Here is a 14,926-nt window from a genome sequence, read left to right on the forward strand (position 1 = left end):
GCCGGTCGGGAAGGGCCGGGCTCAAGAGGGGCGGCGGACGAGCTCCACGCCGAGCAGTTCCAGCCGGACGGCTCCGTCGGCGTCGATCAGCGCCACATCGCAGCGCGCCCCCGTGCTGTGCACCTTCCGGCCCCGCAGCACACACCGCACCGTGCCGTCCACCGGGCCCCGCCGGTACACCACGCACTCCGCGACCGCCATCGGCAACGTCGCCGCACCGAATGCCTCCCGCGCCCAGACCAGGGCGAGTTGGAGCGCCCCGTCGACGGCGGCCGGATCCAGCGGCCAGTTCCCGCCCGGCCATTCCAGGACACGCACGCCCGCGACGACCGCCTCGGCCCCGTGCTCCGAAACACCGTGCAGCGAGCGGACGGAGTGGAAGCGGGGGCCGTGGAAGAGGCTCTCCCCGTCGTACAACTCGGTGCGGTCCAGCGGCTTGAGGCCGTCCGGACAGGCCCACGCGGCCGGATCGGGCACCTCGGCCCCGGTGTCCAGTACGGCCCGGAAGTGCGCCGGCCCGCTCTCCCCGCGCAGCTCCGCCTCCAGCCCCGCCGACGAACCGGCCGCGCCCCGGCTGCCGTGCACCGTGAGCCGGTGCCCGGCGCCGGCCAGCTCGGGCAGGGTGCACTTCTGATACACCCTCAGATCGCGCAGGACGAGTGAACCGGCGTCCGGCAGCCAGGCGGTGGCCGCCCCCGCGAACCAGTTCAGAACCATCGCCACGGGCAGCACGGGAACCCCCGCGAGCGCGTGATCGGCCAGCTGCGGCAGGCTGTCCGCCCGGACCAGCAGCTCCGCCGGCAGCGGATCGCCGACCGGGGACATCGCCGCCGGATCGTCACCCGCCACCAGGACGACACGGGCCTCGCCCGGTGCGCCCTCCAATTCGGCGGTGAAAGCGGCGGCCCCCTGCTCCAAGGGGATCAGCGGAACCCCCGACCGGCCGAAATGCCCTTCCAGCGCGGGTGTGACCATGCCGCCGCGCCACGGCCCCCAGGCAACGCACCGCACCAGGCAGCCGGGGCGGCGGGCCTGCTCCGCCGACGCGACCTGAGCCAGGACCTCGTTGGCCATGGCGTAGTCGCTCTGCCCCGCGTTGCCGAACACGGCGGCCACCGAGGAGAACAGACAGATCACGTCCAGCGGGTCGTCCGCCGTCGCGGCCAGCAGCGCGCGCAGACCGTCCACCTTGGTGGACATCACGTGCTCGACCTGCTCTTCGGTCTTGTCGGCGATCCGCCTGTCGGCGAGGACTCCCGCACCGTGCACGATGCCGGTGACCGGCCCCCAGGCGTCACGTACCTCGCGCAGAGCGGCTGCGACAGCGTCGCCGTCGCGGACGTCCACCTGCACGTACCGTACGGGTGATCCGGCCGCCTCCAGCGCCGCCAGTGTCGCCCGTACCTCGCGCGCGGCCAGGATCTCCCTGGCCCGCGCCGCGATTCGGGTGGGCGAGGAGTCCTCCGCGCCCCCGGCCGAACGCTCGGCGAGCAGACGCGTGAGCGCCGGTTCGTCGGTGGCCGACGCCAGCCCCGCGGGCTCGGGAGCGGGCGCCGTCCTGCCGAGCAGCGCGATTCGCGGACCGTGGGTCCTGGCCAGGTCCAGCAGCGCGGCGGCGGTCACCCCGCGGGCCCCTCCGGTGGCAACGATCACCGACTCCGACGTGATCCGCCGGCTGCTGCCGGGCACCACCGGTGCCGGAACCGTCCGCGGGGTGGTGCGGGTGCCGTCCGCGCGGAGACCCGTCTGCGGGTCGGGGCCGCCTTCCAGCAGCTCCCGCACGATCGCCTCTGCGACGTCCTCGTCGCTCCTGCCGCCCCGCTCGCAGTCGACGGCTTTGACCGGGACCCCCGGCCACTCCTTCGCCGCGGTCCTGGTCAGCGCGGCGACGCCGCCCAGCCAGGCGCGGTCGGGTGCGCGGCCGCCGAGCCCGAAGTCGCCTCCGGTGTCCTGCACGGTCACGAACAGTCCGCCGTGTTCCGGTGCCTGCGCCGCCACCGCGCGCGCGGCGCGGAACACCGACCGGTGGACCTCCCGCGCATGGTCCGGCGTGCCGTCGCCGGTCAGCCCTCCGAGGTGCACGACCGAGCGCGCGTCCCCGGGCACCTCCGCCACGGCGGTGGCGTCCACGCCGTGCTCCGCCAGCTTCCGCACGACGAGGGCGGTGATCGCGTCGCCGTCGGCGTCCCCGCCCGCCACCAGGAGCGGCCCGTCCAGGAGCCCGGCCGTCGCCAGGCCGGACGCCGGGGACTCGACAGCGCGCGGCACCAGCCTTGTCAGCGCGGTCGTTCGCCCGGACCCGGTGCGCATGGCGGGGATCTCCGGGACGGCGGGGATCTCGGGGACGGCGGCGGGGCGGGTCACGGCCGGGGAGTCCGCCGCCGGGGGCCCCTGCGGCCCGCCGGCCGCGGTGAGCGCCTCCACGATCTCGCGCAGCGTACGGAGCTTGCCGAGCTGCCCGATGTCTCCCGTCGCCACGTCGCCCACCGTCCGGCGTACGGCCGACAGGATCTCGACGCGCTTGATCGAGTCGACTCCCAGATCCGCCTCCAACTCCATGTCCACGTTGAGCATCTCGGCCGGGTAGCCGGTCAGCCGGGCCACGACGGAGAGCAGCAGTTCCTCCAGTTCCGGCGCCGACAGGGGTGCGGCACCCGCGGCCGGTGAAGGGGCCACCGGGCCTGCGGCCGGGGCCCGTTCCCCTGCCGCGACCGGTGCGGGTGACGGTGCCTCGGGGGGACCGGCGGTTACGACGGCGGGCACGGCCGCGGGAACGGCGACCGTCGCCGCCGGGGACGGTGTCGTGGGTGCCGGGGCACGCCGGGGTGCCGAAGGGCGGGGGAGTGGCAGCTGTGCCGCGGGAGCCGGGGCGTCGGGCAGGGGGCCGACGCCCTGTGCCCCGAGCATCGCGGCCAGAGTCGTCTCGGTCATCCGCAGAAACGCCATATGGCATTCGGTCAGCATGCGTTGGCAGGCCGCGTGGGCCTCCGCCGTCTGCCGCTGGACGCTCTCCACCGCGGCGTACCACTGCGTGCCGAGGGCGGTCCCGGCCTCGGTGCCGTATGCCTCGGTCTCGGGGTGGCACGCGGTCCCGGTGCCGTACGCGGACACGTGGTCGTGCGACGGCCCGGCTCCGTACGCGGGCTCCGGTTCCCCGGCGGGCGCTGTCCCGTGGGAGGGCGGTTCCGGGGTGTGGGCGGGGAGCGGTTGGCGTTCCGGCGCGGGCACGGGCGGCAGCTGCGGTGCGGCGCCTTCGGCGCGGGGCGGGTAGAGCTGACCGTAGTTGGCTCCGCTGATCTGCACGGTCATCCGGGGCTTGCGCTCCTTCACTGAGGTTTCGGGCGCGGCATACGGCGCCCAGAGGGGTTCGAGGTCCAGCGGGACGCCGCGTACGGCGAGTTCTCCGAGAGCGGTGTGCAGGGCGCCGACCCCGCACCGGTCCGCCCGGTCCACGGGGACGGCCGCGTGCTCGCGGTCACCCAGGACCTGTCCGACCAGACCGGTCAGCGCGGCGCCCGCGCCGACCTCGACGAAGGTCCGCACCCCCGCCGCGTACATCGCCTCGATCTGGTCCTGGAAGAGCACGGGTGAGGCCAGGTGGCCGGCGATCCGGCGGCGTACCTCGTCGGGCGACGACGGGTACGGCTCCGCGTCCGCGTTTGCGTACACCTCGATCCGGGGCCCCGCGACCGGGACGGTGCGCAGGAACGCGGCGAGCGGGTCAACGGCCGGGGCGACCAGCGGGCTGTGGAAAGCGGTCGAGGTGGTCAGCCGGTGTGTGCCGACGCCCTCGGCCTCGAACGCCTTCTCGGCGCGCGCCACGGCCTCCGTCGTGCCCGAGAGCACCACCTGGAGCGGCGAGTTGAGGTTGGCGGGCCAGATGTCGCCGAACCCGTCGCGGGCGAGCACCGCCAGCACGTGCTCGCGGTCCGCCGCCACGGCCAGCATCGCGCCCGGTACGGCGGCGGCGTCCCGCATCAGCTCACCGCGTCTGCGGGCGAGAGCGACCAGCGCGTCGGCGTCCAGGGCACCCGCGCAGTGCAGCGCCACCAGCTCACCGAAACTGTGGCCCGCCACGCAGTCCGGTCGCAGCCCGAGACCGCGCAGTACGGCCAGTGAGGCGAGCGCGTGCACCGCGAGCGCGGGCTGCGCCCACTCGGTGGCGGCCAGCCTCGCGGCCCGGGCGGCGCGTTCCTCGTCGGTGAAGGCGGGCGGCGGGAACACCAGCCGGTGCAGGGGCCACCCACCGGAGCCGGCGCCGCCCAGCCGGTCCCACACGGCCTGGGCGGCCGGTGACAGCATCGCGAGACCGGCGCCCATTCCGACGTACTGGGACCCCTGACCCGGAAACAGGAACGCGAGACGGCCGGGCACGGGCTCCCCGGACGCGTACCGGACACCGTTCGGTGCCGAGAACGCCGTGCCGGGCCGCTGCCGGATCAGTGTGAGCGCCCGCGCGTACTTCTCCCTCAGGTCCTCGGTGTCCGTGGCGACGACGGCCAGCCGCACCGGATCGGTGGGCGAGAACGCGCTGTGACTCTCGCGCGCGAGCGCGGCCAGCGGCCGGTCGCCGAACGTCTCCGGCGCTACGAGCCCGGACGGCGACGCGCCGCTGAACAGGACGAGTTCGCTGGGCGCGGAGCGATGGCGCGGCGGCACCCGCGCCGGGGTGCCCGAGGGCACGTACTCCTCCAGCGTGACGTGGAAGTTGCTCCCTCCGAAGCCGAAACTCGACACCGAGGCCCGGCGCGGATGACCGGCGGGCCGCACCCACGGCCGGGCCTCGGTGTTCACGTAGAACGGGCCGTCCGGGGCGCCGGCCGCCGGCGTCGGCCTGTCCACCTTGATCGTCGGCGGCAGCACCTTGTGGTGCAGGGCCATGACCGCCTTGAGCAGCCCCGCCGCGCCCGCCGCGCACTTGGTGTGGCCGATCTGCGACTTGACCGAGCCGATCGCGCACCACTGCCCGTCGTGCCCCGAAGCCTGGAACACCTCGCGCAGTGCCGTCAGTTCGGCGGTGTCCCCGGCCTTCGTGCCGGTCCCGTGGGCCTCGACCAGCTCCACGGTCCGCGGACCGTAACCCGCCTCCTCGTAGGCGCGCCGCAGAGCCCGTGCCTGACCGTCGGGAAGCGGCGCGTAGATCGCCGTACTCCTGCCGTCGGACGAGCTGCCGATGCCCCGGATCACGGCGTGGATCCGGTCGCCGTCCCGCTCGGCGTCGGACAGCCGTTTCAGTGCGTACATGACGACCGCCTCGCCCAGCATGGTGCCGTCCGCCGCGTCCGAGAACGGGCGGCAGTCACCGGTACGGGAGAGCGCGGGCGTCTTGGAGAAGCACAGGAACATGCCGATGTCGTTCCCGGTGTCCACACCGCCGCTGATCACCAGGTCGGCGCGGCCGAGCGTCAGTTCACCGACCGCGGTGGACAGCGCCGCCAGGGAGCTGGCACAGGCGGCGTCGGTGGTGTGGTTCGCGCCGTGCAGGTCGAACCGGTTGGCGATCCGGCCCGCGACGACATTGCCGAGCAGACCGGGGAATGTCGACTCCTGCCACGGACTGAAGTGCGCGGAGATGCGGTCGCACACGGCCTGCGCCTCGGCCTCCGCGAGACCGCTCTCCCGCAGGGCCTTCAGCCACACCGGGCGGTGCGCGCGCCCGTACATGTGCGGGAGCAGTTCCAGGGAGGCCGCGCCGAGGACGACGCCGATCCGGTCCCGGTCCATGCCCGGCAGACCTCCGGCGTCGGTCAGCACCTGGTCGGCGACCATCAGGGCGAGCAACTGGGAGGTGTCCGTCGCCGGCAGATTGGCGGGCGGCACCCCGTACGCCAACGGGTCGAAGTCCACCTCCGGCAGGAAGGCGCCGCGACGGGCGTACGTCTTGTCGGGGGCGGCCGGGTCGGGATCGTAATGGTCCGTCACCAGCCACCGGGAGGCGGGTACTTCGGTGATCAGATCCCTGCCGCCGGTCAGGATTCGCCAGTAGCCCGCCGCGTCCGTCGCGCCGGGCACCAGGGCGCCGACCCCGACCACGGCGACGGGCACCTGCCCACCGGTACGTGCTGACGCATCGTCATTTCCGGTCTCCACGGTCGTCGTTGACGCCTCCGGGGCGCCGGGGCCGCTCATGCCAGTCCGCGCGGGGTGAAGGCGAACGCCTCGGACGGCAACGGCACTCCACAGGTGCGCAGTTGATGCGCGCGGGTGAGTACCGCGGCGCCTTCGAGCAGATTGAGCGCGATCTGCACCACGGACCGGTTCGCCGGCTCGGCCAGGAACGTGCCCGCGACCCAGCGGTTGAACGCGCCCGTCGCCGGGCCGCACCAGATCTGGTAATCGGTTCGCCGGGCCGTCTCACCGGTGATCGCCCACCGACTGGAACTGCCCAGGTACCAGCGGAAGACCAGCGCCATACGGTGCTTCGGATCCGCCTCCGCGCGCGTGATCTCCGAGGGGTCCCGCCGCTCCCAGAACGCCCGTGTGTGCTGCCAGACCTCGTCGAACGAGGCGCGCAGCACGTTCTGTTCGATCGCGGCGCGCAGGGCGGGCGGGATCTCCTCCAGCGAGCCGTGCGCCCGGTAGGCCGCGTGGAGCCTGGCGGCCCGCTGGGCGAACATCGTCCCCCGTGACAGGACTTGCAGCGTGACACCCAGCTCGAACATGTCCGCCGCCGGCGCCATGGCCACATCGGCGACATCCGCCTCGCAGAGCATCGCCTTGGCCTCTTCGGACAGGCCCGCCTCGGTGGCCGTCTGGTTCACCGAACCGGTGACGACGTAGGACGCGCCGAGGGCGAAGGCGGCGCCCACCGCGGCCGGCGTGCCGAGCCCGCCCGCCGCGCCGATCCTGACCGGCCGGTGGTAGCCGTACCGGTGGCAGAGCGCGTCGCGCAGCAGGGCGATCCTCGGCAGCAGGACCGACAGCGGCCGGTTGTCGGTGTGACCTCCGCTGTCGGCCTCCACGGTGATGTCCTCGGCCACCGGCACCAGGGCCGCCAGGCCGGCCTCCTGCGGGGTCAGCCTCCCCTGGCCCACGAGCAGGTCCAGCAGCGCGGCGGGGGCGGGTGCGAGGAACCTCTCGGCCACCTCGGGCCTGGAGACCTTGGCGAGGATCCGCGTACGCCGGACGATCGAGCCGTCGGCCCCGCGCCGCAGCCCCCGGGCCGAGCACAGCACGACGGCCGGGGTGAGTTCCATGTACGCCGACGCCGAGATCCGGGGGACACCGCAGCGCAGCAGCAGCTCGGCGACGCGGAACTCCAGCGCGGGCTCGGCCGGTGAGTGGATCAGGTTCACGCCCCAGTTCGCACGGGTCCGCAGCTCGTCGGCCAGCGCGTGCACGGCCCGCTCCACTTCGGCGTACGCCAGGCCGCCGGCGCCGAAGAACCCGAGCATCTCCGCCCCGGCCATCGCGGACACCATCCGGGTGGTCGCGATGCCGTTCGCCATCTCGCCCGCCACATAGGGGAAGCGGACGCCGTGCGCCTCGCAGAAGGTGCGACCGCCGAGCCACTCGGGGTACAGCGGCGGCAGCGTCCCGAGTACCGGGCCTTCGGGTAAGGGACCGGCGGCGAGCCCCAGTTCACGGCCGGCCGGCCCGCTGACGATGTGCACGGGTTCCCGGATCCGCCGGGCCCTGGCGGCGATCTCCTCGGGGGAGAAGACCGGCGGGGACGCGGCGGGGGCCACGGGAGCGGAGAGGACGGACACGGAGGGGCTCCAGGGAGAGGAGGTGTGCGGGTCAGGCGCAGGGGGCGGACGGCAGGGCGGAGGTGGGCGACGGCCCGGCGGCAACGAGGCCCCTCGGGACGAGGCCGGACCACAGCTGGTCCAGGTCCACCCGGTCGGAGGCCGCCGACGAGCCGAACAGGGCCCGGACGCGGGTGTCGTCGAAGCGCCGTCGGTGGGTCAGATAGGTCGTCAGGTCCGGGTAGCAGTCGACCAGCGCCTCCAGGGCCGACGGGTCGTCCGGCTCCTCGGCGACCAGTTCGACGGACAGCTCGACCAGCCGTTCCAGCAGGGTCACGATCGTCGGCACGGGCACGTCGCGGTCGTGGACCACGTGGTAGGTGTCGACTCCGCCCGAGGGCGTCCGGTCGGCCAGCCGCACCATGATCCCGGCCGCGTGGTCCACCGGCAGCAGATTCAGCCGGCCGTCCGGACGACCCACCAACCGGACACGGGCACGGCCTCCGGGCTCGGCGGTGCGCCGTGCGTCGCGCAGGATCCGCTCGACGACCTGGAGCGGATGCGAGGGCAGTTCCGGATGCGGCGGCAGGTCCGTGACGAGGATGCTCGGCCGCAGCACCACGACCGGGCGGCGGTGTTCCCGCGACCACGCGTGGATCAGCACCTCCGCCTCGTACTTGGAGCGTTCGTAGGCGTTCTCGAAGCCGTACGCGCCGTCCAGCTCGTCCTCGTACGCCACCCCCTCACGCCGGCTTCCGGCGACGAACGCGGTGCTCACGTGGTGGACCACGGGTCTCTCACGTCCGGCGGCGGCCAACTCCAGCACGTGCCGGGTCCCTTCGACATTGGTGCGCCGCAACTCGGCCAGGTCACCGGCCAGGTTGATGCTGCCCGCGCTGTGCCAGATGGCGCCGAGGCCGTCGGCCAACTCCTGGAACGCGTGCCGGGACAGCCCGAGTCCGGGTCGCTCCAACTCGGTCTCCACCACCCGCAGCCGGCCGGGGAGTTCGGCGAGAGCTGCCTCGGGCACGCCGGTCAGTGCGAAGTACCGGGTGATGCGGTGGAGCGCGTCACCCGAGCCCGCGTGGACCAGGACCGTCACCGACCGGTGCGTGTCGAGCAGACGGCGCAGCAGGCGCAGCCCGAGGAATCCGGTGGCGCCGGTGAGGGCGACGTGCATGACCTTGGCTCCAAGGGCTCCGAAAGGGACAGGACCACGACCGCGTGCGAGGGCGGTGACGCCGGGGCCGTCGCGGCGGCCGGGGAGGCGGGACGCGGTCGGCCGTCCCACGGCGCGGCGTGCCACCGGCGGTCGCGGAGTGCGCGGCCCGACTCGTCCGGCCGACCCGGCACGACGGGCCTCCGCCGATCGTCCGGTTTCCTCCGGCCCGCCGGGTTGCTCAGGCCCTCTGCCGGGCTTGATGACGCCGACGCACGGCACACAGTGTCAGACGGCGGACGGTGATGGAGCCCTCGATCCCACCGGCTCACCCGAATGCAGTACCCACGCTATGGCTGGTGGTTCTCCGCCGTGAGCCGGGGCGCCGGGCGTACGTACGCAATCGGAAGCGGTCGGGACCGAGCGGGCCGCCCGGCGGGCCGTCCCCCTTTCGGGTGACCTCGCGGGCAGTGGACGGCAGGCGGTTCCGGTGGGGCGGGAGGGGAGCGCGTACTCGGGGGCCCGTGGGCGGGAACGGCCGCTCCCCGGGGCCGGATATAAACCGTACTCACCCATGCCGGTGACGGGTTCGGCGTCGCCGCACGCGCGCACCGGTCGGTCGGGGTGGCCGCCGCCCGGACGTCCGCGCCCGGACTCGCCCCGCCCGCCCCCCTTGGCACGAACTGGAGCCGAACCGATGCCCGAGTCCGATCCGTCAGCCCGGTCCGTTCCCTTCACCGGCCACCCCGCCCACTCGGTCGACCGCGCGTTCTTCGGCATGGAGCGCCGCCACCCCGACGTCCGCTGGGACGCCGGCGGAGTCGCGTATCTGAGCGGTCCGCCCCCGAACCTGGCGGACTTCCGCACCTACGTGGGCTCCCGCCTGGGCCGGCTGCCCCTGCTCATGAGCCGGATCGAGGGCGGTGCACGGCGCGCCCGCTGGTCGCCGGACGCGGACTTCGCCCTCGAAAGGCACGTCCACGAGGCGGTCGCGGAGGGGCCCGCCGGGTGGGACACCGCTCTGCGGACCGCGCTCGACGCCCCGTTCGCGCCCGGCGCCTACTGGGGGATCTGGCTGGTCCACGGCCATGCGCCCGACGAGTACGCCGTCTGCTACCGCTTCCACCACGCCTGCCAGGACGGTTCGGCCGCCGCGATGACTTTCCGCACCATGCTGGGCGAGGGAGAGCCGTCGGCCCGCCCGGTGCCGGGGGAGGGCCGCCCGACCGGCCTGCCCCGGCGGGTCGGCACGGCGGTCGGGCTGGCCACGATGTTCCTGGCCGGCTCCCTCGCCGTCCGCGGCCGGCGTCCGGCCGCCCCCCTCGTCCCCACGGGAGAGCGGCGGCTGTGGCGGGGCCGCGTACCGGCGGACACGCTCCGCCGGATCGCCGCGGCCCACGGCGGATCGGCCCACGACGTCCATCTGGCCGCGCTCGCCGGGGCGTTGTCGCTCTGGTCGGCCCGGTCCGGCGTACCGCTTCCCCGGGTGAGGGCGCTGCTGCCCGTTGACGTACGCCGCCCGGACGAGGAACAGACCTGGGGCAACCGCTGCTTCGCCCTGCCGCTGGAACTGCCCGTGCGCACAGCCTCGTCACGTGGGACCGGATCTCATGACGGCGACGCGCCCGTGCGGCGGCTGGAGCACGTCATGGCCTCGACCCGTAAATTGCGGGGCGAGACCTGGCGGCAGGCCGTTCAGGACCTGGTCCAGTACATGCCGGACCGTCCGACCGCCTGGTACCTGCGAAGGATGCTCTCCCCGCGCGTCACCGACGTCATGGCCACGTCCATGCCGGTCGCCGACAAGGGAAGTCTGGGGAACGGCGAGGTGACGGGCGTCGCCCTGCTCCCGCTGCTGGTGCCCGGACACCTCTTCGGAGTGGGGCTGTCGTTCTTCGGCAACTGGGCCGAGACGTCCTTCGTGGCCGACCGCGCCCTTCCGCTCGGCGAATTGCTTCCGGAGCTGTGGGAGCAGGCCGTGCGCGAACTGGACTGACCCGCTGACCCCCCGTCTTGGTGCCGTTTCCGTTGCGCCGCCTGCTCGTTGGGCACGGGCGGACCCGTTCCGCCGCCCATCGGAAGACGCGTACCGCTTCCGTGGCCATCCGGAAGACCTGGCACGACGGAGCAGCGCGATGGACGTCGCAGATGTGCACCACTCCTACCGGCAGCGCGCCGTACTGCGCGGCGTCGGCCTCCGGCTGAGGCCCGGGGTCCTCGCCGGGATCGTCGGGGAGAACGGCGCCGGCAAGACGACACTGCTGAGGATCCTCGCGGGTGAACTCCGGCCGGACCGGGGCTCGGTGCACCACAGCGGCAGGTTCGGCTACTGCCCGCAGTCCGTGGTCCTGGACGACTCCTTCACCGTCCGCCAGCACCTGGACTTCTTCCGGCACGCCTACGGGCTGGCGGATCTGCGGCGGGCCGAGGAAGTGATGGAGACCCTGGCCTTCACCGAGTACCTCGACCAGCGCGCGGGTCTGCTCAGCGGCGGCTCACGGCAGAAGCTGAACCTGACCCTCGCACTCATGCACGACCCGGACGTACTGCTGCTCGACGAGCCCTACCAGGGCTTCGACTGGGAGACGTACCTGCGCTTCTGGGATCTGGCTACCCGGCTGCGCGACGCAGGGCGGTCGGTGCTGGTCGTCTCCCATCTGGCGTACGACGTCGAGCGGCTGGACCAGCTGTGGCGCCTGGAGGACGGCCGTCTCCACCTCCGGGACCGGTGCTCGGAGGCGGCGGCATGAGGCGGCACTGGTCCCTGTTCGTCACGGCCTCCCGGTACGCGCTGATCGGTCACGCCCGCAACCGGTTCGCGATGCTGCTGGTGGTGGTCTACATCCCCGTGTGGATCGCCCTGGCCTACGTGACCATCCCCGACCGGGCGGCGCCGTTCCGGCTGCGGGCCACGGACGAGATCCTGACCCCGCCCGGCAATCACCTCACCCAGATCACCGGCGCGTTGAACGCGGTCACCCTGATCGCCGGTTTCATGATGTTCGCCGCCACCTTCACCGGAGGTGCCTTCGACCGGCGCCTGGCCATGGCGGGTTACCCGCGTCATCACCTGGTCCTCGCCAAGCTCTCCGCGCTCACCCTGGTCTGCGCCGCCGTCGCGGCGTACGCCACGGCCGCCGCCGGCTTCGCCTGGACACCCCGGCAGCCCCTCATGCTCGCCGCCGCGCTGTTCTGCGCCGCCCTGACCTACGGCGCGCTCGGAGTGGTCTTCGGCTCGGTGCTCCGCCGTGAGGTGGAGGGCATGTTCGCCATCCTGATGATCAGCATCATCGACGTCGCCCTGCAGAACCCCCTGTCGAGCTCCGGCTCAGACAACGCCGTGGTCCGCTTCCTGCCGTCGTACGGAGCCGTACAGGCCAGCATGTCCGCGGCCTTCTCCACCGGGCCGGTGGCCCAGGGCCTCGCGATCCAGCTGCTCTGGCTCCTGGGGGCGGCGCTGGCCGCGTTCATGGTCTTCCGCCGGCGCACCCGCGACGCGCTCCCTCCGGAACGGAGGCGACGCACCCCGGACCGTCCCGGTCGCGGTGCGGACGCGGGCGCCGATACGGGCGCGCCCGCGCACGCGCCGGAGCCCGGCGCGGTCGCACAGCGCGTACCACCCAACTGACGGACGCACCGCCCCCGTCCGGCCCGACGGCCGCGTGACCTGCGGGAGCCGGAGATCGTTCTGGAACCGGGCGTCGAATCGCCGCCCGACCACCACGTTCTTCACGCAAGGAGCACGATCCCCCATGACCCTTTCGCGTACCGTCCGGAGCACGGTCCTCACCGCGGCTCTCGTGTCCGCCTCGGCCCTGACCTTCCCCGCCTCCGCGCAGGCGGCGCCGCTGCCGCCCGCGTGCCAGGAAGCGCTGCTCACCACCCTCGACAAGTTCCCCGTCGCGGACTTCACGGTCCCCGACAAGGTCCAGAGCGGAATGCTGGACGAGGTCGGCAGCCTGACCGAGGCCGACCAGCGGGCGTTCACCGAGCAGGCGTGCGCGGCCTGGAACACCTGGGCCGCCAAGAACGGCCAGGCGGTGGCCACGGACCTGGACACCCGCTACCGGAACGCCGCCGGGCCCGTGTGCAACAAGTTCACCACCTCCGCCATCGGGACGATCAAGAAGTACGCCCCGAACGTCCCCGCCGAGACGCGGGAGTTGGAGAAGGTGGCCAAGAAGGTCTGGCAGAACGTGATGCAGAAGCTCTCCGTGGAGGCCACCAACGCCGACTGCCGCCGGGCCTACAACGGGGTGAGGACCGGCTGGTAGCGAGCCCCGTCGCATGACGACCCCGCCCCCGTCCCCTGCCGGCCGTCCGCCGTCGCGTTCCGCTGCCGGGGCCGGGGGCCGGGGTCACCAGGGGATGCCGCCGTCGTCCTCGAAGAACGAACGGGTCGGCCCGCCCCCTGTTCGGCCGCGGCCTCGGTGAACGGTCCCTCGGTGCCGTTACGAGGGCGCCTGGACGAAGTCCTTGGTGTGGATCGTGGCGAGGGAGACCACACCGGCGACGAGGGCGATGAGCGCGGCGACGAGGAGGATCTCGTTGAGCCCCGAGGTGAAGGCCGCCGTGGCGAGATCCTTGACGGGGGCGCGGACCTCGGGCGGGAGGGACCCGAGCGCCTCGGTGACCGTGCCGGACTGGACGGCTGTGGAGATCTGCGGGCCGAAGTCCCCGACGCCGGGGATCGCGCCGATGTGGTCGGTCACATAGGACTTGATCTTGCTGGAGAACAGGGTGCCGAGCAGCGCGATGCCGGTGGCGATGCCGATCTGGCGGAATGTCGAGTTGATGCCCGAGGCCATGCCCGCGTGAGCCGGCTGGACCACACCGACGGCGGTCGACGCCAGCGGTGGATTGACCAGACCGAGACCGGCTCCGGACATGATCATGCCGGGGATGAGGTGGGTCCAGTCGCTGGAGGCGTTCAGGCCGCGTATCCACAGCAGCCCGCCGCCGATCAGCAGCAGCCCGGGTCCGATCAGGAACCGCACCGGCATCCTTGAGGAGAGCCGTCCGGAGATCGTGGACACCACCAGGATGCCGGCGGAGATCAGCAGCAGCCGCATGCCCGCGCCCAGGGCGCTGTATCCGAGTACGTCCTGGAGGTAAAGCACGAGGTAGAGCAGCATCGACAGGATCGAGGCGCTGAGACCGAAGGCAGCCACCAGGCCGCCGGTGAAGGTCGGCTTCCGGAAGAGTGACCGGTCGAACATGGCCTGAGCTGTCCGCAACTCGACCACCACGAAGGCGATCATCAGCACGAACGCGGCGGTCAGACACGCGATGCCGACGGGGTCGGAGAACGAGTCGTGACTGGACTGGATGAGCGCGTACACCAGGCTCGACACAGCAGCGGTGAAGAGTACGAAGCCCGGCCAGTCGGGGTGGCGGGCCCCGGGCTGTCGGGACTCGGCGACCTTGACCAGGGTGATCGCGACGGCGATCGCGCCGATGGGCAGGTTGACGTAGAAGATCCACTCCCAGGACAGGCCCGTGGTGAGCACACCGCCGAGCAGCGGCCCGATGGCCACCGCGAGTCCGGTGATCGTGCCCCAGATCCCGAACGCGACCCGCGGTCCTCGCCGCGGAACGCGTCCGCGAGCAGGGCGAGTGAGACCGAGAACATGATGGAGCCGCCGACCCCCTGGATGCCCCGGGAGAGTTGCGGCATCAGCCCACTGTCGGCGAGGCCGCAGAGCAGTGACGCGAGACTGAAGATCGTCAGCCCGATCACATAGAGCTTCTTGCGGCCGTACATGTCGGCGAGGCTGCCCGCGGTGAGCAGCAGGGAGGCCAGGGTGAGGGAGTAGGCGTCGACGACCCACTGGAGGTCGGAGAAGCTGGCGTGCAGTGACCGCTGGATGTCGGGCAGTGCCACGTTCACGATGGTGATGTCCAGCAGCAGCATGAACGTGCCCAGGCAGACGGCGGTCAGCGTCCACCACTTGTTCAGCGCGGTCGGGGCGTGCCAGGCTCGGGGCTCACCGCGACCGTGACCGTGCGGGCCGGCTCAGAAAGCGCCTGTGGCGCGGGACAGGTGGGAGTCGTCCGGCTCGTTCTCAGGCATGGTCAT

Annotated in this window: 8 protein-coding genes; 4 read left to right on the forward strand and 4 right to left on the reverse strand. The window is 73.0% G+C overall.

What is annotated here, in order from left to right; translation table 11 throughout:
- Nucleotides 1–21: 21 nt before the first annotated feature.
- The 3 genes from SSPS47_RS31580 to SSPS47_RS31590 form a co-directional block, all read right to left on the reverse strand.
- Complete coding sequence (locus SSPS47_RS31580) at nucleotides 22–6,045, reverse strand: type I polyketide synthase (protein ID WP_239065140.1); 6,024 nt, start codon at nucleotides 6,043–6,045, stop codon at nucleotides 22–24.
- 80 nt (nucleotides 6,046–6,125) lie between these two features.
- Entirely contained in the window at nucleotides 6,126–7,709 is a 1,584-nt protein-coding gene (locus tag SSPS47_RS31585) for a PfaD family polyunsaturated fatty acid/polyketide biosynthesis protein (protein WP_164253886.1), read from the reverse strand.
- Nucleotides 7,710–7,740: 31 nt separating this feature from the next.
- A complete protein-coding gene (locus SSPS47_RS31590) occupies nucleotides 7,741–8,868 on the reverse strand; it encodes an SDR family oxidoreductase (protein WP_164253887.1) in 1,128 nt (375 codons plus the stop codon).
- Nucleotides 8,869–9,544: 676 nt separating this feature from the next.
- Here SSPS47_RS31590 and SSPS47_RS31595 point away from each other — a divergent pair.
- The 4 genes from SSPS47_RS31595 to SSPS47_RS31610 all read left to right on the forward strand — a co-directional run bounded on the left by SSPS47_RS31595 (nucleotide 9,545) and on the right by SSPS47_RS31610 (nucleotide 13,121).
- Complete coding sequence (locus SSPS47_RS31595) at nucleotides 9,545–10,843, forward strand: wax ester/triacylglycerol synthase domain-containing protein (RefSeq protein ID WP_164253888.1); 1,299 nt, start codon at nucleotides 9,545–9,547, stop codon at nucleotides 10,841–10,843.
- A 139-nt stretch (nucleotides 10,844–10,982) separates the two neighbouring features.
- A complete protein-coding gene (locus tag SSPS47_RS31600) occupies nucleotides 10,983–11,597 on the forward strand; it encodes an ABC transporter ATP-binding protein (protein WP_164253889.1) in 615 nt (204 codons plus the stop codon).
- Nucleotides 11,594–12,475, forward strand: a complete 882-nt coding sequence (locus SSPS47_RS31605; protein WP_239065141.1) for an ABC transporter permease — start codon at nucleotides 11,594–11,596, stop codon at nucleotides 12,473–12,475. The genes SSPS47_RS31600 and SSPS47_RS31605 overlap by 4 nt, the downstream gene beginning before the upstream one ends.
- Before the next feature lie 124 nt (nucleotides 12,476–12,599).
- Nucleotides 12,600–13,121: a hypothetical protein gene (locus SSPS47_RS31610; RefSeq protein ID WP_164253890.1), complete on the forward strand. Its 522-nt coding sequence runs from the start codon at nucleotides 12,600–12,602 to the stop codon at nucleotides 13,119–13,121.
- A 177-nt stretch (nucleotides 13,122–13,298) separates the two neighbouring features.
- Here the strand turns inward: SSPS47_RS31610 and SSPS47_RS31615 are convergent, their stop codons facing one another.
- On the reverse strand, nucleotides 13,299–14,798 hold the full coding sequence (locus SSPS47_RS31615; RefSeq protein ID WP_343234912.1) for an MFS transporter: 1,500 nt from the start codon (nucleotides 14,796–14,798) through the stop codon (nucleotides 13,299–13,301).
- Between the last annotated feature and the right edge of the window lie 128 nt (nucleotides 14,799–14,926).

This window comes from Streptomyces sp. S4.7 (assembly GCF_010384365.1).
Taxonomy (GTDB): domain Bacteria; phylum Actinomycetota; class Actinomycetes; order Streptomycetales; family Streptomycetaceae; genus Streptomyces.

Coding starts and splice junctions, on each gene's coding strand:
- SSPS47_RS31590 (WP_164253887.1), bottom strand. CDS start 8,868: ATGCACGTCGCCCTCACCGGCGCCACCGGATTCCTCGGGCTGCGCCTG.
- SSPS47_RS31595 (WP_164253888.1), top strand. CDS start 9,545: ATGCCCGAGTCCGATCCGTCAGCCCGGTCCGTTCCCTTCACCGGCCAC.
- SSPS47_RS31600 (WP_164253889.1), top strand. CDS start 10,983: ATGGACGTCGCAGATGTGCACCACTCCTACCGGCAGCGCGCCGTACTG.
- SSPS47_RS31605 (WP_239065141.1), top strand. CDS start 11,594: ATGAGGCGGCACTGGTCCCTGTTCGTCACGGCCTCCCGGTACGCGCTG.
- SSPS47_RS31610 (WP_164253890.1), top strand. CDS start 12,600: ATGACCCTTTCGCGTACCGTCCGGAGCACGGTCCTCACCGCGGCTCTC.